The sequence below is a fragment of the Acinetobacter lanii genome, from assembly GCF_011578285.1.
Classification (GTDB): domain Bacteria; phylum Pseudomonadota; class Gammaproteobacteria; order Pseudomonadales; family Moraxellaceae; genus Acinetobacter; species Acinetobacter lanii.
In genome coordinates, this window is sequence record NZ_CP049917.1 from 1 (window position 1) to 20,414 (window position 20,414).

The following is a 20,414-nucleotide window of genomic DNA, read 5'->3' on the forward strand; positions in this document are numbered from 1 at the left end:
AACGTCAGTGGTTTGACCTGTGATCTGAACCTTTCGTATCAACATCAACCGTGATCGTACCAGGTGTACGGTCTAAGCCACCTTGTTCTGGTGTTGCTGGATCTTGATCAGTATCTGTTTTCAACAAATCATCAGTATCACTAATCACTGTACCGTTACGGTCTTCAGTGGTCGCAACTACTGTTTAATTCACCATCCGCAAACTCAGTAGGTACTTGTGCTGTATAGCTGCCATCTGTATTGACTGTGGTTTCTACAGTCGCTTCAACTGGCGCACATTTTTGTCTTGACCGGTATGGTCAAGGTTACCGTGCTGTTTGGTTCAAATCGTCAGTGTTTGACCTGTGATCTGACCTTTCGTATCAACATCAACCGTGATCGTACCAGGTGTACGGTCTAAGCCACCTTGTTCTGGTGTTGCTGGATCTTGATCAGTATCTGTTTTCAACAAATCATCAGTATCACTAATCACTGTACCGTTACGGTCTTCAGTGGTCGCAACTACTGTTAATTCACCATCCGCAAACTCAGTAGGTACTTGTGCTGTATAGCTGCCATCTGTATTGACTGTGTTTCTACAGTCGCTTCAACTGGCGCACCATTTTTGTCTTGACCGGATGGTCAAGGTTACCGTGCTGTTTGGTTCAACGTCAGTGGTTTTGACCTGTGATCTGACCTTTCGTATCAACATCAACCGTGATCGTACCAGGTGTACGGTCTAAGCCACCTTGTTCTGGTGTTGCTGGATCTTGATCAGTATCTGTTTTCAACAAATCATCAGTATCACTAATCACTGTACCGTTACGGTCTTCAGTGGTCGCAACTACTGTTAATTCACCATCCGCAAACTCAGTAGGTACTTGTGCTGTATAGCTGCCATCTGTATTGACTGTGGTTTCTACAGTCGCTTCAACTGGCGCACCATTTTTGTCTTGACCGGTGATGGTCAAGGTTACCGTGCTGTTTGGTTCAACGTCAGTGGTTTGACCTGTGATCTGACCTTTCGTATCAACATCAACCGTGATCGTACCAGGTGTACGGTCTAAGCCACCTTGTTCTGGTGTTGCTGGATCTTGATCAGTATCTGTTTTCACAAATCATCAGTATCACTAATCACTGTACCGTTACGGTCTTCAGTGGTCGCAACTACTGTTAATTCACCATCCGCAAACTCAGTAGGTACTTGTGCTGTATAGCTGCCATCTGTATTGACTGTGGTTTCTACAGTCGCTTCAACTGGCGCACCATTTTTGTCTTGACCGTGATGGTCAAGGTTACCGTGCTGTTTGGTTCAACGTCAGTGGTTTGACCTGTGATCTGACCTTTCGTATCAACATCAACCGTGATCGTACCAGGTGTACGGTCTAAGCCACCTTGTTCTGGTGTTGCTGGATCTTGATCAGTATCTGTTTTCAACAAATCATCAGTATCACTAATCACTGTACCGTTACGGTCTTCAGTGGTCGCAACTACTGTTAATTCACCATCCGCAAACTCAGTAGGTACTTGTGCTGTATAGCTGCCATCTGTATTGACTGTGGTTTCTACAGTCGCTTCAACTGGCGCACCATTTTTTCTTGACCGGTGATGGTCAAGGTTACCGTGCTGTTTGGTTCAACGTCAGTGGTTTGACCTGTGATCTGACCTTTCGTATCAACATCAACCGTGATCGTACCAGGTGTACGGTCTAAGCCACCTTGTTCTGGTGTTGCTGGATCTTGATCAGTATCTGTTTTCAACAAATCATCAGTATCACTAATCACTGTACCGTTACGGTCTTCAGTGGTCGCAACTACTGTTAATTCACCATCCGCAAACTCAGTAGGTACTTGTGCTGTATAGCTGCCATCTGTATTGACTGTGGTTTCTACAGTCGCTTCAACTGGCGCACCATTTTTGTCTTGACCGGTGATGGTCAAGGTACCGTGCTGTTTGGTTCAACGTCAGTGGTTTGACCTGTGATCTGACCTTTCGTATCAACATCAACCGTGATCGTACCAGTGTACGGTCTAAGCCACCTTGTTCTGGTGTTGCTGGATCTTGATCAGTATCTGTTTTCAACAAATCATCAGTATCACTAATCACTGTACCGTTACGGTCTTCAGTGGTCGCAACTACTGTTAATTCACCATCCGCAAACTCAGTAGGTACTTGTGCTGTATAGCTGCCATCTGTATTGACTGTGGTTTCTACAGTCGCTTCAACTGGCGCACCATTTTTGTCTTGACCGGTGATGGTCAAGGTTACCGTGCTGTTTGGTTCAACGTCAGTGGTTTGACCTGTGATCTGACCTTTCGTATCAACATCAACCGTGATCGTACCAGGTGTACGGTCTAAGCCACCTTGTTCTGGTGTTGCTGGATCTTGATCAGTATCTGTTTTCAACAAATCATCAGTATCACTAATCACTGTACCGTTACGGTCTTCAGTGGTCGCAACTACTGTTAATTCACCATCCGCAAACTCAGTAGGTACTTGTGCTGTATAGCTGCCATCTGTATTGACTGTGGTTTCTACAGTCGCTTCAACTGGCGCACCATTTTTGTCTTGACCGGTGATGGTCAAGGTTACCGTGCTGTTTGGTTCAACGTCAGTGGTTTGACCTGTGATCTGACCTTTCGTATCAACATCAACCGTGATCGTGATCACCAGGTGTACGGTCTAAGCCACCTTGTTCTGGTGTTGCTGGATCTTGATCAGTATCTGTTTTCAACAAATCATCAGTATCACTAATCACTGTACCGTTACGGTCTTCAGTGGTCGCAACTACTGTTAATTCACCATCCGCAAACTCAGTAGGTACTTGTGCTGTATAGCTGCCATCTGTATTGACTGTGGTTTCTACAGTCGCTTCAACTGGCGCACCATTTTTGTCTTGACCGGTGATGGTCAAGGTTACCGTGCTGTTTGGTTCAACGTCAGTGGTTTGACCTGTGATCTGACCTTTCGTATCAACATCAACCGTGATCGTACCAGGTGTACGGTCTAAGCCACCTTGTTCTGGTGTTGCTGGATCTTGATCAGTATCTGTTTTCAACAAATCATCAGTATCACTAATCACTGTACCGTTACGGTCTTCAGTGGTCGCAACTACTGTTAATTCACCATCCGCAAACTCAGTAGGTACTTGTGCTGTATAGCTGCCATCTGTATTGACTGTGGTTTCTACAGTCGCTTCAACTGGCGCACCATTTTTGTCTTGACCGGTGATGGTCAAGGTTACCGTGCTGTTTGGTTCAACGTCAGTGGTTTGACCTGTGATCTGACCTTTCGTACAACATCAACCGTGATCGTACCAGGTGTACGGTCTAAGCCACCTTGTTCTGGTGTTGCTGGATCTTGATCAGTATCTGTTTTCAACAAATCATCAGTATCACTAATCACTGTACCGTTACGGTCTTCAGTGGTCGCAACTACTGTTAATTCACCATCCGCAAACTCAGTAGGTACTTGTGCTGTATAGCTGCCATCTGTATTGACTGTGGTTTCTACAGTCGCTTCAACTGGCGCACCATTTTTGTCTTGACCGGTGATGGTCAAGGTTACCGTGCTGTTTGGTTCAACGTCAGTGGTTTGACCTGTGATCTGACCTTTCGTATCAACATCAACCGTGATCGTACCAGGTGTACGGTCTAAGCCACCTTGTTCTGGTGTTGCTGGATCTTGATCAGTATCTGTTTTCAACAAATCATCAGTATCACTAATCACTGTACCGTTACGGTCTTCAGTGGTCGCAACTACTGTTAATTCACCATCCGCAAACTCAGTAGGTACTTGTGCTGTATAGCTGCCATCTGTATTGACTGTGGTTTCTACAGTCGCTTCAACTGGCGCACCATTTTTGTCTTGACCGGTGATGGTCAAGGTTACCGTGCTGTTTGGTTCAACGTCAGTGGTTTGACCTGTGATCTGACCTTTCGTATCAACATCAACCGTGATCGTACCAGGTGTACGGTCTAAGCCACCTTGTTCTGGTGTTGCTGGATCTTGATCAGTATCTGTTTTCAACAAATCATCAGTATCACTAATCACTGTACCGTTACGGTCTTCAGTGGTCGCAACTACTGTTAATTCACCATCCGCAAACTCAGTAGGTACTTGTGCTGTATAGCTGCCATCTGTATTGACTGTGGTTTCTACAGTCGCTTCAACTGGCGCACCATTTTTGTCTTGACCGGTGATGGTCAAGGTTACCGTGCTGTTTGGTTCAACGTCAGTGGTTTGACCTGTGATCTGACCTTTCGTATCAACATCAACCGTGATCGTACCAGGTGTACGGTCTAAGCCACCTTGTTCTGGTGTTGCTGGATCTTGATCAGTATCTGTTTTCAACAAATCATCAGTATCACTAATCACTGTACCGTTACGGTCTTCAGTGGTCGCAACTACTGTTAATTCACCATCCGCAAACTCAGTAGGTACTTGTGCTGTATAGCTGCCATCTGTATTGACTGTGGTTTCTACAGTCGCTTCAACTGGCGCACCATTTTTGTCTTGACCGGTGATGGTCAAGGTTACCGTGCTGTTTGGTTCAACGTCAGTGGTTTGACCTGTGATCTGACCTTTCGTATCAACATCAACCGTGATCGTACCAGGTGTACGGTCTAAGCCACCTTGTTCTGGTGTTGCTGGATCTTGATCAGTATCTGTTTTCAACAAATCATCAGTATCACTAATCACTGTACCGTTACGGTCTTCAGTGGTCGCAACTACTGTTAATTCACCATCCGCAAACTCAGTAGGTACTTGTGCTGTATAGCTGCCATCTGTATTGACTGTGGTTTCTACAGTCGCTTCAACTGGCGCACCATTTTTGTCTTGACCGGTGATGGTCAAGGTTACCGTGCTGTTTGGTTCAACGTCAGTGGTTTGACCTGTGATCTGACCTTTCGTATCAACATCAACCGTGATCGTACCAGGTGTACGGTCTAAGCCACCTTGTTCTGGTGTTGCTGGATCTTGATCAGTATCTGTTTTCAACAAATCATCAGTATCACTAATCACTGTACCGTTACGGTCTTCAGTGGTCGCAACTACTGTTAATTCACCATCCGCAAACTCAGTAGGTACTTGTGCTGTATAGCTGCCATCTGTATTGACTGTGGTTTCTACAGTCGCTTCAACTGGCGCACCATTTTTGTCTTGACCGGTGATGGTCAAGGTTACCGTGCTGTTTGGTTCAACGTCAGTGGTTTGACCTGTGATCTGACCTTTCGTATCAACATCAACCGTGATCGTACCAGGTGTACGGTCTAAGCCACCTTGTTCTGGTGTTGCTGGATCTTGATCAGTATCTGTTTTCAACAAATCATCAGTATCACTAATCACTGTACCGTTACGGTCTTCAGTGGTCGCAACTACTGTTAATTCACCATCCGCAAACTCAGTAGGTACTTGTGCTGTATAGCTGCCATCTGTATTGACTGTGGTTTCTACAGTCGCTTCAACTGGCGCACCATTTTTGTCTTGACCGGTGATGGTCAAGGTTACCGTGCTGTTTGGTTCAACGTCAGTGGTTTGACCTGTGATCTGACCTTTCGTATCAACATCAACCGTGATCGTACCAGGTGTACGGTCTAAGCCACCTTGTTCTGGTGTTGCTGGATCTTGATCAGTATCTGTTTTCAACAAATCATCAGTATCACTAATCACTGTACCGTTACGGTCTTCAGTGGTCGCAACTACTGTTAATTCACCATCCGCAAACTCAGTAGGTACTTGTGCTGTATAGCTGCCATCTGTATTGACTGTGGTTTCTACAGTCGCTTCAACTGGCGCACCATTTTTGTCTTGACCGGTGATGGTCAAGGTTACCGTGCTGTTTGGTTCAACGTCAGTGGTTTGACCTGTGATCTGACCTTTCGTATCAACATCAACCGTGATCGTACCAGGTGTACGGTCTAAGCCACCTTGTTCTGGTGTTGCTGGATCTTGATCAGTATCTGTTTTCAACAAATCATCAGTATCACTAATCACTGTACCGTTACGGTCTTCAGTGGTCGCAACTACTGTTAATTCACCATCCGCAAACTCAGTAGGTACTTGTGCTGTATAGCTGCCATCTGTATTGACTGTGGTTTCTACAGTCGCTTCAACTGGCGCACCATTTTTGTCTTGACCGGTGATGGTCAAGGTTACCGTGCTGTTTGGTTCAACGTCAGTGGTTTGACCTGTGATCTGACCTTTCGTATCAACATCAACCGTGATCGTACCAGGTGTACGGTCTAAGCCACCTTGTTCTGGTGTTGCTGGATCTTGATCAGTATCTGTTTTCAACAAATCATCAGTATCACTAATCACTGTACCGTTACGGTCTTCAGTGGTCGCAACTACTGTTAATTCACCATCCGCAAACTCAGTAGGTACTTGTGCTGTATAGCTGCCATCTGTATTGACTGTGGTTTCTACAGTCGCTTCAACTGGCGCACCATTTTTGTCTTGACCGGTGATGGTCAAGGTTACCGTGCTGTTTGGTTCAACGTCAGTGGTTTGACCTGTGATCTGACCTTTCGTATCAACATCAACCGTGATCGTACCAGGTGTACGGTCTAAGCCACCTTGTTCTGGTGTTGCTGGATCTTGATCAGTATCTGTTTTCAACAAATCATCAGTATCACTAATCACTGTACCGTTACGGTCTTCAGTGGTCGCAACTACTGTTAATTCACCATCCGCAAACTCAGTAGGTACTTGTGCTGTATAGCTGCCATCTGTATTGACTGTGGTTTCTACAGTCGCTTCAACTGGCGCACCATTTTTGTCTTGACCGGTGATGGTCAAGGTTACCGTGCTGTTTGGTTCAACGTCAGTGGTTTGACCTGTGATCTGACCTTTCGTATCAACATCAACCGTGATCGTACCAGGTGTACGGTCTAAGCCACCTTGTTCTGGTGTTGCTGGATCTTGATCAGTATCTGTTTTCAACAAATCATCAGTATCACTAATCACTGTACCGTTACGGTCTTCAGTGGTCGCAACTACTGTTAATTCACCATCCGCAAACTCAGTAGGTACTTGTGCTGTATAGCTGCCATCTGTATTGACTGTGGTTTCTACAGTCGCTTCAACTGGCGCACCATTTTTGTCTTGACCGGTGATGGTCAAGGTTACCGTGCTGTTTGGTTCAACGTCAGTGGTTTGACCTGTGATCTGACCTTTCGTATCAACATCAACCGTGATCGTACCAGGTGTACGGTCTAAGCCACCTTGTTCTGTGTTGCTGGTGTGATCTTGATCAGTATCTGTTTTCAACAAATCATCAGTATCACTAATCACTGTACCGTTACGGTCTTCAGTGGTCGCAACTACTGTTAATTCACCATCCGCAAACTCAGTAGGTACTTGTGCTGTATAGCTGCCATCTGTATTGACTGTGGTTTCTACAGTCGCTTCAACTGGCGCACCATTTTTGTCTTGACCGGTGATGGTCAAGGTTACCGTGCTGTTTGGTTCAACGTCAGTGGTTTGACCTGTGATCTGACCTTTCGTATCAACATCAACCGTGATCGTACCAGGTGTACGGTCTAAGCCACCTTGTTCTGGTGTTGCTGGATCTTGATCAGTATCTGTTTTCAACAAATCATCAGTATCACTAATCACTGTACCGTTACGGTCTTCAGTGGTCGCAACTACTGTTAATTCACCATCCGCAAACTCAGTAGGTACTTGTGCTGTATAGCTGCCATCTGTATTGACTGTGGTTTCTACAGTCGCTTCAACTGGCGCACCATTTTTGTCTTGACCGGTGATGGTCAAGGTTACCGTGCTGTTTGGTTCAACGTCAGTGGTTTGACCTGTGATCTGACCTTTCGTATCAACATCAACCGTGATCGTACCAGGTGTACGGTCTAAGCCACCTTGTTCTGGTGTTGCTGGATCTTGATCAGTATCTGTTTTCAACAAATCATCAGTATCACTAATCACTGTACCGTTACGGTCTTCAGTGGTCGCAACTACTGTTAATTCACCATCCGCAAACTCAGTAGGTACTTGTGCTGTATAGCTGCCATCTGTATTGACTGTGGTTTCTACAGTCGCTTCAACTGGCGCACCATTTTTGTCTTGACCGGTGATGGTCAAGGTTACCGTGCTGTTTGGTTCAACGTCAGTGGTTTGACCTGTGATCTGACCTTTCGTATCAACATCAACCGTGATCGTACCAGGTGTACGGTCTAAGCCACCTTGTTCTGGTGTTGCTGGATCTTGATCAGTATCTGTTTTCAACAAATCATCAGTATCACTAATCACTGTACCGTTACGGTCTTCAGTGGTCGCAACTACTGTTAATTCACCATCCGCAAACTCAGTAGGTACTTGTGCTGTATAGCTGCCATCTGTATTGACTGTGGTTTCTACAGTCGCTTCAACTGGCGCACCATTTTTGTCTTGACCGGTGATGGTCAAGGTTACCGTGCTGTTTGGTTCAACGTCAGTGGTTTGACCTGTGATCTGACCTTTCGTATCAACATCAACCGTGATCGTACCAGGTGTACGGTCTAAGCCACCTTGTTCTGGTGTTGCTGGATCTTGATCAGTATCTGTTTTCAACAAATCATCAGTATCACTAATCACTGTACCGTTACGGTCTTCAGTGGTCGCAACTACTGTTAATTCACCATCCGCAAACTCAGTAGGTACTTGTGCTGTATAGCTGCCATCTGTATTGACTGTGGTTTCTACAGTCGCTTCAACTGGCGCACCATTTTTGTCTTGACCGGTGATGGTCAAGGTTACCGTGCTGTTTGGTTCAACGTCAGTGGTTTGACCTGTGATCTGACCTTTCGTATCAACATCAACCGTGATCGTACCAGGTGTACGGTCTAAGCCACCTTGTTCTGGTGTTGCTGGATCTTGATCAGTATCTGTTTTCAACAAATCATCAGTATCACTAATCACTGTACCGTTACGGTCTTCAGTGGTCGCAACTACTGTTAATTCACCATCCGCAAACTCAGTAGGTACTTGTGCTGTATAGCTGCCATCTGTATTGACTGTGGTTTCTACAGTCGCTTCAACTGGCGCACCATTTTTGTCTTGACCGGTGATGGTCAAGGTTACCGTGCTGTTTGGTTCAACGTCAGTGGTTTGACCTGTGATCTGACCTTTCGTATCAACATCAACCGTGATCGTACCAGGTGTACGGTCTAAGCCACCTTGTTCTGGTGTTGCTGGATCTTGATCAGTATCTGTTTTCAACAAATCATCAGTATCACTAATCACTGTACCGTTACGGTCTTCAGTGGTCGCAACTACTGTTAATTCACCATCCGCAAACTCAGTAGGTACTTGTGCTGTATAGCTGCCATCTGTATTGACTGTGGTTTCTACAGTCGCTTCAACTGGCGCACCATTTTTGTCTTGACCGGTGATGGTCAAGGTTACCGTGCTGTTTGGTTCAACGTCAGTGGTTTGACCTGTGATCTGACCTTTCGTATCAACATCAACCGTGATCGTACCAGGTGTACGGTCTAAGCCACCTTGTTCTGGTGTTGCTGGATCTTGATCAGTATCTGTTTTCAACAAATCATCAGTATCACTAATCACTGTACCGTTACGGTCTTCAGTGGTCGCAACTACTGTTAATTCACCATCCGCAAACTCAGTAGGTACTTGTGCTGTATAGCTGCCATCTGTATTGACTGTGGTTTCTACAGTCGCTTCAACTGGCGCACCATTTTTGTCTTGACCGGTGATGGTCAAGGTTACCGTGCTGTTTGGTTCAACGTCAGTGGTTTGACCTGTGATCTGACCTTTCGTATCAACATCAACCGTGATCGTACCAGGTGTACGGTCTAAGCCACCTTGTTCTGGTGTTGCTGGATCTTGATCAGTATCTGTTTTCAACAAATCATCAGTATCACTAATCACTGTACCGTTACGGTCTTCAGTGGTCGCAACTACTGTTAATTCACCATCCGCAAACTCAGTAGGTACTTGTGCTGTATAGCTGCCATCTGTATTGACTGTGGTTTCTACAGTCGCTTCAACTGGCGCACCATTTTTGTCTTGACCGGTGATGGTCAAGGTTACCGTGCTGTTTGGTTCAACGTCAGTGGTTTGACCTGTGATCTGACCTTTCGTATCAACATCAACCGTGATCGTACCAGGTGTACGGTCTAAGCCACCTTGTTCTGGTGTTGCTGGATCTTGATCAGTATCTGTTTTCAACAAATCATCAGTATCACTAATCACTGTACCGTTACGGTCTTCAGTGGTCGCAACTACTGTTAATTCACCATCCGCAAACTCAGTAGGTACTTGTGCTGTATAGCTGCCATCTGTATTGACTGTGGTTTCTACAGTCGCTTCAACTGGCGCACCATTTTTGTCTTGACCGGTGATGGTCAAGGTTACCGTGCTGTTTGGTTCAACGTCAGTGGTTTGACCTGTGATCTGACCTTTCGTATCAACATCAACCGTGATCGTACCAGGTGTACGGTCTAAGCCACCTTGTTCTGGTGTTGCTGGATCTTGATCAGTATCTGTTTTCAACAAATCATCAGTATCACTAATCACTGTACCGTTACGGTCTTCAGTGGTCGCAACTACTGTTAATTCACCATCCGCAAACTCAGTAGGTACTTGTGCTGTATAGCTGCCATCTGTATTGACTGTGGTTTCTACAGTCGCTTCAACTGGCGCACCATTTTTGTCTTGACCGGTGATGGTCAAGGTTACCGTGCTGTTTGGTTCAACGTCAGTGGTTTGACCTGTGATCTGACCTTTCGTATCAACATCAACCGTGATCGTACCAGGTGTACGGTCTAAGCCACCTTGTTCTGGTGTTGCTGGATCTTGATCAGTATCTGTTTTCAACAAATCATCAGTATCACTAATCACTGTACCGTTACGGTCTTCAGTGGTCGCAACTACTGTTAATTCACCATCCGCAAACTCAGTAGGTACTTGTGCTGTATAGCTGCCATCTGTATTGACTGTGGTTTCTACAGTCGCTTCAACTGGCGCACCATTTTTGTCTTGACCGGTGATGGTCAAGGTTACCGTGCTGTTTGGTTCAACGTCAGTGGTTTGACCTGTGATCTGACCTTTCGTATCAACATCAACCGTGATCGTACCAGGTGTACGGTCTAAGCCACCTTGTTCTGGTGTTGCTGGATCTTGATCAGTATCTGTTTTCAACAAATCATCAGTATCACTAATCACTGTACCGTTACGGTCTTCAGTGGTCGCAACTACTGTTAATTCACCATCCGCAAACTCAGTAGGTACTTGTGCTGTATAGCTGCCATCTGTATTGACTGTGGTTTCTACAGTCGCTTCAACTGGCGCACCATTTTTGTCTTGACCGGTGATGGTCAAGGTTACCGTGCTGTTTGGTTCAACGTCAGTGGTTTGACCTGTGATCTGACCTTTCGTATCAACATCAACCGTGATCGTACCAGGTGTACGGTCTAAGCCACCTTGTTCTGGTGTTGCTGGATCTTGATCAGTATCTGTTTTCAACAAATCATCAGTATCACTAATCACTGTACCGTTACGGTCTTCAGTGGTCGCAACTACTGTTAATTCACCATCCGCAAACTCAGTAGGTACTTGTGCTGTATAGCTGCCATCTGTATTGACTGTGGTTTCTACAGTCGCTTCAACTGGCGCACCATTTTTGTCTTGACCGGTGATGGTCAAGGTTACCGTGCTGTTTGGTTCAACGTCAGTGGTTTGACCTGTGATCTGACCTTTCGTATCAACATCAACCGTGATCGTACCAGGTGTACGGTCTAAGCCACCTTGTTCTGGTGTTGCTGGATCTTGATCAGTATCTGTTTTCAACAAATCATCAGTATCACTAATCACTGTACCGTTACGGTCTTCAGTGGTCGCAACTACTGTTAATTCACCATCCGCAAACTCAGTAGGTACTTGTGCTGTATAGCTGCCATCTGTATTGACTGTGGTTTCTACAGTCGCTTCAACTGGCGCACCATTTTTGTCTTGACCGGTGATGGTCAAGGTTACCGTGCTGTTTGGTTCAACGTCAGTGGTTTGACCTGTGATCTGACCTTTCGTATCAACATCAACCGTGATCGTACCAGGTGTACGGTCTAAGCCACCTTGTTCTGGTGTTGCTGGATCTTGATCAGTATCTGTTTTCAACAAATCATCAGTATCACTAATCACTGTACCGTTACGGTCTTCAGTGGTCGCAACTACTGTTAATTCACCATCCGCAAACTCAGTAGGTACTTGTGCTGTATAGCTGCCATCTGTATTGACTGTGGTTTCTACAGTCGCTTCAACTGGCGCACCATTTTTGTCTTGACCGGTGATGGTCAAGGTTACCGTGCTGTTTGGTTCAACGTCAGTGGTTTGACCTGTGATCTGACCTTTCGTATCAACATCAACCGTGATCGTACCAGGTGTACGGTCTAAGCCACCTTGTTCTGGTGTTGCTGGATCTTGATCAGTATCTGTTTTCAACAAATCATCAGTATCACTAATCACTGTACCGTTACGGTCTTCAGTGGTCGCAACTACTGTTAATTCACCATCCGCAAACTCAGTAGGTACTTGTGCTGTATAGCTGCCATCTGTATTGACTGTGGTTTCTACAGTCGCTTCAACTGGCGCACCATTTTTGTCTTGACCGGTGATGGTCAAGGTTACCGTGCTGTTTGGTTCAACGTCAGTGGTTTGACCTGTGATCTGACCTTTCGTATCAACATCAACCGTGATCGTACCAGGTGTACGGTCTAAGCCACCTTGTTCTGGTGTTGCTGGATCTTGATCAGTATCTGTTTTCAACAAATCATCAGTATCACTAATCACTGTACCGTTACGGTCTTCAGTGGTCGCAACTACTGTTAATTCACCATCCGCAAACTCAGTAGGTACTTGTGCTGTATAGCTGCCATCTGTATTGACTGTGGTTTCTACAGTCGCTTCAACTGGCGCACCATTTTTGTCTTGACCGGTGATGGTCAAGGTTACCGTGCTGTTTGGTTCAACGTCAGTGGTTTGACCTGTGATCTGACCTTTCGTATCAACATCAACCGTGATCGTACCAGGTGTACGGTCTAAGCCACCTTGTTCTGGTGTTGCTGGATCTTGATCAGTATCTGTTTTCAACAAATCATCAGTATCACTAATCACTGTACCGTTACGGTCTTCAGTGGTCGCAACTACTGTTAATTCACCATCCGCAAACTCAGTAGGTACTTGTGCTGTATAGCTGCCATCTGTATTGACTGTGGTTTCTACAGTCGCTTCAACTGGCGCACCATTTTTGTCTTGACCGGTGATGGTCAAGGTTACCGTGCTGTTTGGTTCAACGTCAGTGGTTTGACCTGTGATCTGACCTTTCGTATCAACATCAACCGTGATCGTACCAGGTGTACGGTCTAAGCCACCTTGTTCTGGTGTTGCTGGATCTTGATCAGTATCTGTTTTCAACAAATCATCAGTATCACTAATCACTGTACCGTTACGGTCTTCAGTGGTCGCAACTACTGTTAATTCACCATCCGCAAACTCAGTAGGTACTTGTGCTGTATAGCTGCCATCTGTATTGACTGTGGTTTCTACAGTCGCTTCAACTGGCGCACCATTTTTGTCTTGACCGGTGATGGTCAAGGTTACCGTGCTGTTTGGTTCAACGTCAGTGGTTTGACCTGTGATCTGACCTTTCGTATCATCAACCGTGATCGTACGTACAGTGTACGGTCTAAGCCACCTTGTTCTGGTGTTGCTGGATCTTGATCAGTATCTGTTTTCAACAAATCATCAGTATCACTAATCACTGTACCGTTACGGTCTTCAGTGGTCGCAACTACTGTTAATTCACCATCCGCAAACTCAGTAGGTACTTGTGCTGTATAGCTGCCATCTGTATTGACTGTGGTTTCTACAGTCGCTTCAACTGGCGCACCATTTTTGTCTTGACCGGTGATGGTCAAGGTTACCGTGCTGTTTGGTTCAACGTCAGTGGTTTGACCTGTGATCTGACCTTTCGTATCAACATCAACCGTGATCGTACCAGGTGTACGGTCTAAGCCACCTTGTTCTGGTGTTGCTGGATCTTGATCAGTATCTGTTTTCAACAAATCATCAGTATCACTAATCACTGTACCGTTACGGTCTTCAGTGGTCGCAACTACTGTTAATTCACCATCCGCAAACTCAGTAGGTACTTGTGCTGTATAGCTGCCATCTGTATTGACTGTGGTTTCTACAGTCGCTTCAACTGGCGCACCATTTTTGTCTTGACCGGTGATGGTCAAGGTTACCGTGCTGTTTGGTTCAACGTCAGTGGTTTGACCTGTGATCTGACCTTTCGTATCAACATCAACCGTGATCGTACCAGGTGTACGGTCTAAGCCACCTTGTTCTGGTGTTGCTGGATCTTGATCAGTATCTGTTTTCAACAAATCATCAGTATCACTAATCACTGTACCGTTACGGTCTTCAGTGGTCGCAACTACTGTTAATTCACCATCCGCAAACTCAGTAGGTACTTGTGCTGTATAGCTGCCATCTGTATTGACTGTGGTTTCTACAGTCGCTTCAACTGGCGCACCATTTTTGTCTTGACCGGTGATGGTCAAGGTTACCGTGCTGTTTGGTTCAACGTCAGTGGTTTGACCTGTGATCTGACCTTTCGTATCAACATCAACCGTGATCGTACCAGGTGTACGGTCTAAGCCACCTTGTTCTGGTGTTGCTGGATCTTGATCAGTATCTGTTTTCAACAAATCATCAGTATCACTAATCACTGTACCGTTACGGTCTTCAGTGGTCGCAACTACTGTTAATTCACCATCCGCAAACTCAGTAGGTACTTGTGCTGTATAGCTGCCATCTGTATTGACTGTGGTTTCTACAGTCGCTTCAACTGGCGCACCATTTTTGTCTTGACCGGTGATGGTCAAGGTTACCGTGCTGTTTGGTTCAACGTCAGTGGTTTGACCTGTGATCTGACCTTTCGTATCAACATCAACCGTGATCGTACCAGGTGTACGGTCTAAGCCACCTTGTTCTGGTGTTGCTGGATCTTGATCAGTATCTGTTTTCAACAAATCATCAGTATCACTAATCACTGTACCGTTACGGTCTTCAGTGGTCGCAACTACTGTTAATTCACCATCCGCAAACTCAGTAGGTACTTGTGCTGTATAGCTGCCATCTGTATTGACTGTGGTTTCTACAGTCGCTTCAACTGGCGCACCATTTTTGTCTTGACCGGTGATGGTCAAGGTTACCGTGCTGTTTGGTTCAACGTCAGTGGTTTGACCTGTGATCTGACCTTTCGTATCAACATCAACCGTGATCGTACCAGGTGTACGGTCTAAGCCACCTTGTTCTGGTGTTGCTGGATCTTGATCAGTATCTGTTTTCAACAAATCATCAGTATCACTAATCACTGTACCGTTACGGTCTTCAGTGGTCGCAACTACTGTTAATTCACCATCCGCAAACTCAGTAGGTACTTGTGCTGTATAGCTGCCATCTGTATTGACTGTGGTTTCTACAGTCGCTTCAACTGGCGCACCATTTTTGTCTTGACCGGTGATGGTCAAGGTTACCGTGCTGTTTGGTTCAACGTCAGTGGTTTGACCTGTGATCTGACCTTTCGTATCAACATCAACCGTGATCGTACCAGGTGTACGGTCTAAGCCACCTTGTTCTGGTGTTGCTGGATCTTGATCAGTATCTGTTTTCAACAAATCATCAGTATCACTAATCACTGTACCGTTACGGTCTTCAGTGGTCGCAACTACTGTTAATTCACCATCCGCAAACTCAGTAGGTACTTGTGCTGTATAGCTGCCATCTGTATTGACTGTGGTTTCTACAGTCGCTTCAACTGGCGCACCATTTTTGTCTTGACCGGTGATGGTCAAGGTTACCGTGCTGTTTGGTTCAACGTCAGTGGTTTGACCTGTGATCTGACCTTTCGTATCAACATCAACCGTGATCGTAACCAGGTGTACGGTCTAAGCCACCTTGTTGTGTGTTGCTGGATCTTGATCAGTATCTGTTTTCAACAAATCAGTATCACTAATCACTGTACCGTTACGGTCTTCAGTGGTCGCAACTCTGTTAAATTCACCATCCGCAAACTCAGTAGGTACTTGTGCTGTATAGCTGCCATCTGTATTGACTGTGGTTTCTACAGTCGCTTCAACTGGCGCACCATTTTTGTCTTGACCGGTGATGGTCAAGGTTACCGTGCTGTTTGGTTCAACGTCAGTGGTTTGACCTGTGATCTGACCTTTCGTATCAACATCAACCGTGATCGTACCAGGTGTACGGTCTAAGCCACCTTGTTTGGTGTTGCTGGATCTTGATCAGTATCTGTTTTCAACAAATCATCAGTATCACTAATCACTGTACCGTTACGGTCTTCAGTGGTCGCAACTACTGTTAATTCACCATCCGCAAAACTCAGTAGGTACTTGTGCTGTATAGCTGCCATCTGTATTGACTGTGGTTTCTACAGTCGCTTCAACTGGCGCACCATTTTTGTCTTGACCGGTGATGGTCAAGGTTACCGTGCTGTTTGGTTCAACGTCAGTGGTTTGACCTGTGATCTGACCTTTCGTATCAACATCAACCGTGATCGTACCAGGTGTACGGTCTAAGCCACCTTGTTCTGGTGTTGCTGGATCTTGATCAGTATCTGTTTTCAACAAATCATCAGTATCACTAATCACTGTACCGTTACGGTCTTCAGTGGTCGCAACTACTGTTAATTCACCATCCGCAAACTCAGTAGGTACTTGTGCTGTATAGCTGCCATCTGTATTGACTGTGGTTTCTACAGTCGCTTCAACTGGCGCACCATTTTTGTCTTGACCGGTGATGGTCAAGGTTACCGTGCTGTTTGGTTCAACGTCAGTGGTTTGACCTGTGATCTGACCTTTCGTATCAACATCAACCGTGATCGTACCAGGTGTACGGTCTAAGCCACCTTGTTCTGGTGTTGCTGGATCTTGATCAGTATCTGTTTTCAACAAATCATCAGTATCACTAATCACTGTACCGTTACGGTCTTCAGTGGTCGCAACTACTGTTAATTCACCATCCGCAAACTCAGTAGGTACTTGTGCTGTATAGCTGCCATCTGTATTGACTGTGGTTTCTACAGTCGCTTCAACTGGCGCACCATTTTTGTCTTGACCGGTGATGGTCAAGGTTACCGTGCTGTTTGGTTCAACGTCAGTGGTTTGACCTGTGATCTGACCTTTCGTATCAACAACATCAACCGTGATCGTACCAGGTGTACGGTCTAAGCCACCTTGTTCTGGTGTTGCTGGATCTTGATCAGTATCTGTTTTCAACAAATCATCAGTATCACTAATCACTGTACCGTTACGGTCTTCAGTGGTCGCAACTACTGTTAATTCACCATCCGCAAACTCAGTAGGTACTTGTGCTGTATAGCTGCCATCTGTATTGACTGTGGTTTCTACAGTCGCTTCAACTGGCGCACCATTTTTGTCTTGACCGGTGATGGTCAAGGTTACCGTGCTGTTTGGTTCAACGTCAGTGGTTTGACTGTGCTGATCTGACCTTTCGTATCAACATCAACCGTGATCGTACCAGGTGTACGGTCTAAGCCACCTTGTTCTGGTGTTGCTGGATCTTGATCAGTATCTGTTTTCAACAAATCATCAGTATCACTAATCACTGTACCGTTACGGTCTTCAGTGGTCGCAACTACTGTTAATTCACCATCCGCAAACTCAGTAGGTACTTGTGCTGTATAGCTGCCATCTGTATTGACTGTGGTTTCTACAGTCGCTTCAACTGGCGCACCATTTTTGTCTTGACCGGTGATGGTCAAGGTTACCGTGCTGTTTGGTTCAACGTCAGTGGTTTGACCTGTGATCTGACCTTTCGTATCAACATCAACCGTGATCGTACCAGGTGTACGGTCTAAGCCACCTTGTTCTGGTGTTGCTGGATCTTGATCAGTATCTGTTTTCAACAAATCATCAGTATCACTAATCACTGTACCGTTACGGTCTTCAGTGGTCGCAACTACTGTTAATTCACCATCCGCAAACTCAGTAGGTACTTGTGCTGTATAGCTGCCATCTGTATTGACTGTGGTTTCTACAGTCGCTTCAACTGGCGCACCATTTTTGTCTTGACCGGTGATGGTCAAGGTTACCGTGCTGTTTGGTTCAACGTCAGTGGTTTGACCTGTGATCTGACCTTTCGTATCAACATCAACCGTGATCGTACCAGGTGTACGGTCTAAGCCACCTTGTTCTGGTGTTGCTGGATCTTGATCAGTATCTGTTTTCAACAAATCATCAGTATCACTAATCACTGTACCGTTACGGTCTTCAGTGGTCGCAACTACTGTTAATTCACCATCCGCAAACTCAGTAGGTACTTGTGCTGTATAGCTGCCATCTGTATTGACTGTGGTTTCTACAGTCGCTTCAACTGGCGCACCATTTTTGTCTTGACCGGTGATGGTCAAGGTTACCGTGCTGTTTGGTTCAACGTCAGTGGTTTGACCTGTGATCTGACCTTTCGTATCAACATCAACCGTGATCGTACCAGGTGTACGGTCTAAGCCACCTTGTTCTGGTGTTGCTGGATCTTGATCAGTATCTGTTTTCAACAAATCATCAGTATCACTAATCACTGTACCGTTACGGTCTTCAGTGGTCGCAACTACTGTTAATTCACCATCCGCAAACTCAGTAGGTACTTGTGCTGTATAGCTGCCATCTGTATTGACTGTGGTTTCTACAGTCGCTTCAACTGGCGCACCATTTTTGTCTTGACCGGTGATGGTCAAGGTTACCGTGCTGTTTGGTTCAACGTCAGTGGTTTGACCTGTGATCTGACCTTTCGTATCAACATCAACCGTGATCGTACCAGGTGTACGGTCTAAGCCACCTTGTTCTGGTGTTGCTGGATCTTGATCAGTATCTGTTTTCAACAAATCATCAGTATCACTAATCACTGTACCGTTACGGTCTTCAGTGGTCGCAACTACTGTTAATTCACCATCCGCAAACTCAGTAGGTACTTGTGCTGTATAGCTGCCATCTGTATTGACTGTGGTTTCTACAGTCGCTTCAACTGGCGCACCATTTTTGTCTTGACCGGTGATGGTCAAGGTTACCGTGCTGTTTGGTTCAACGTCAGTGGTTTGACCTGTGATCTGACCTTTCGTATCAACATCAACCGTGATCGTACCAGGTGTACGGTCTAAGCCACCTTGTTCTGGTGTTGCTGGATCTTGATCAGTATCTGTTTTCAACAAATCATCAGTATCACTAATCACTGTACCGTTACGGTCTTCAGTGGTCGCAACTACTGTTAATTCACCATCCGCAAACTCAGTAGGTACTTGTGCTGTATAGCTGCCATCTGTATTGACTGTGGTTTCTACAGTCGCTTCAACTGGCGCACCATTTTTGTCTTGACCGGTGATGGTCAAGGTTACCGTGCTGTTTGGTTCAACGTCAGTGGTTTGACCTGTGATCTGACCTTTCGTATCAACATCAACCGTGATCGTACCAGGTGTACGGTCTAAGCCACCTTGTTCTGGTGTTGCTGGATCTTGATCAGTATCTGTTTTCAACAAATCATCAGTATCACTAATCACTGTACCGTTACGGTCTTCAGTGGTCGCAACTACTGTTAATTCACCATCCGCAAACTCAGTAGGTACTTGTGCTGTATAGCTGCCATCTGTATTGACTGTGGTTTCTACAGTCGCTTCAACTGGCGCACCATTTTTGTCTTGACCGGTGATGGTCAAGGTTACCGTGCTGTTTGGTTCAACGTCAGTGGTTTGACCTGTGATCTGACCTTTCGTATCAACATCAACCGTGATCGTACCAGGTGTACGGTCTAAGCCACCTTGTTCTGGTGTTGCTGGATCTTGATCAGTATCTGTTTTCAACAAATCATCAGTATCACTAATCACTGTACCGTTACGGTCTTCAGTGGTCGCAACTACTGTTAATTCACCATCCGCAAACTCAGTAGGTACTTGTGCTGTATAGCTGCCATCTGTATTGACTGTGGTTTCTACAGTCGCTTCAACTGGCGCACCATTTTTGTCTTGACCGGTGATGGTCAAGGTTACCGTGCTGTTTGGTTCAACGTCAGTGGTTTGACCTGTGATCTGACCTTTCGTATCAACATCAACCGTGATCGTACCAGGTGTACGGTCTAAGCCACCTTGTTCTGGTGTTGCTGGATCTTGATCAGTATCTGTTTTCAACAAATCATCAGTATCACTAATCACTGTACCGTTACGGTCTTCAGTGGTCGCAACTACTGTTAATTCACCATCCGCAAACTCAGTAGGTACTTGTGCTGTATAGCTGCCATCTGTATTGACTGTGGTTTCTACAGTCGCTTCAACTGGCGCACCATTTTTGTCTTGACCGGTGATGGTCAAGGTTACCGTGCTGTTTGGTTCA

At 45.6% G+C, this 20,414-nt stretch carries 13 protein-coding genes; all 13 read right to left on the reverse strand.

Annotation, left to right across the window (positions count from 1 at the left end; genetic code table 11):
• Positions 1 to 4: 4 nt before the first annotated feature.
• Positions 5 to 148 (reverse strand): hypothetical protein, encoded by a 144-nt coding sequence (locus G8D99_RS15500; protein WP_166327851.1) that lies wholly within the window; start codon positions 146 to 148, stop codon positions 5 to 7.
• A gap of 174 nt (positions 149 to 322) precedes the next feature.
• A complete protein-coding gene (locus G8D99_RS15505) occupies positions 323 to 472 on the reverse strand; it encodes a hypothetical protein (RefSeq protein ID WP_166327853.1) in 150 nt (49 codons plus the stop codon).
• A 178-nt stretch (positions 473 to 650) separates the two neighbouring features.
• Entirely contained in the window at positions 651 to 1,094 is a 444-nt protein-coding gene (locus tag G8D99_RS15510; RefSeq protein WP_166327855.1) for a hypothetical protein, read from the reverse strand.
• Positions 1,095 to 1,221: 127 nt separating this feature from the next.
• Positions 1,222 to 1,440, reverse strand: coding sequence for a hypothetical protein (locus tag G8D99_RS15515; protein ID WP_166327857.1), 219 nt, complete (start codon positions 1,438 to 1,440; stop codon positions 1,222 to 1,224).
• Between the two features lie 104 nt (positions 1,441 to 1,544).
• On the reverse strand, positions 1,545 to 1,919 hold the full coding sequence (locus G8D99_RS15520; protein WP_166327859.1) for a hypothetical protein: 375 nt from the start codon (positions 1,917 to 1,919) through the stop codon (positions 1,545 to 1,547).
• Positions 1,879 to 2,649 (reverse strand): hypothetical protein, encoded by a 771-nt coding sequence (locus G8D99_RS15525; protein ID WP_166327861.1) that lies wholly within the window; start codon positions 2,647 to 2,649, stop codon positions 1,879 to 1,881. The genes G8D99_RS15520 and G8D99_RS15525 overlap by 41 nt, the downstream gene beginning before the upstream one ends.
• Positions 2,630 to 3,217: a hypothetical protein gene (locus tag G8D99_RS15530; RefSeq protein WP_166327863.1), complete on the reverse strand. Its 588-nt coding sequence runs from the start codon at positions 3,215 to 3,217 to the stop codon at positions 2,630 to 2,632. Before G8D99_RS15530 ends, G8D99_RS15525 begins: the two co-directional genes overlap by 20 nt.
• Positions 3,218 to 3,219: 2 nt before the next feature.
• Positions 3,220 to 13,587 carry a hypothetical protein gene (locus tag G8D99_RS15535; RefSeq protein WP_166327865.1) on the reverse strand — a complete coding sequence of 3,456 codons (10,368 nt, stop codon included), beginning with the start codon at positions 13,585 to 13,587 and terminating at the stop codon, positions 3,220 to 3,222.
• A gap of 2 nt (positions 13,588 to 13,589) precedes the next feature.
• Positions 13,590 to 15,854, reverse strand: a complete 2,265-nt coding sequence (locus G8D99_RS15540) for a beta strand repeat-containing protein (protein WP_166327867.1) — start codon at positions 15,852 to 15,854, stop codon at positions 13,590 to 13,592.
• Positions 15,855 to 15,947: 93 nt separating this feature from the next.
• Entirely contained in the window at positions 15,948 to 16,175 is a 228-nt protein-coding gene (locus G8D99_RS15750) for a hypothetical protein (RefSeq protein WP_227554414.1), read from the reverse strand.
• A gap of 92 nt (positions 16,176 to 16,267) precedes the next feature.
• Positions 16,268 to 16,429 carry a hypothetical protein gene (locus G8D99_RS15755; protein ID WP_227554415.1) on the reverse strand — a complete coding sequence of 54 codons (162 nt, stop codon included), beginning with the start codon at positions 16,427 to 16,429 and terminating at the stop codon, positions 16,268 to 16,270.
• Positions 16,383 to 17,474 (reverse strand): hypothetical protein, encoded by a 1,092-nt coding sequence (locus G8D99_RS15545; RefSeq protein ID WP_227554416.1) that lies wholly within the window; start codon positions 17,472 to 17,474, stop codon positions 16,383 to 16,385. Before G8D99_RS15545 ends, G8D99_RS15755 begins: the two co-directional genes overlap by 47 nt.
• 2 nt (positions 17,475 to 17,476) lie before the next feature.
• Positions 17,477 to 20,414: beta strand repeat-containing protein (locus tag G8D99_RS15550; protein WP_166327869.1), on the reverse strand; the 2,938-nt coding region annotated here is incomplete at its 5' end.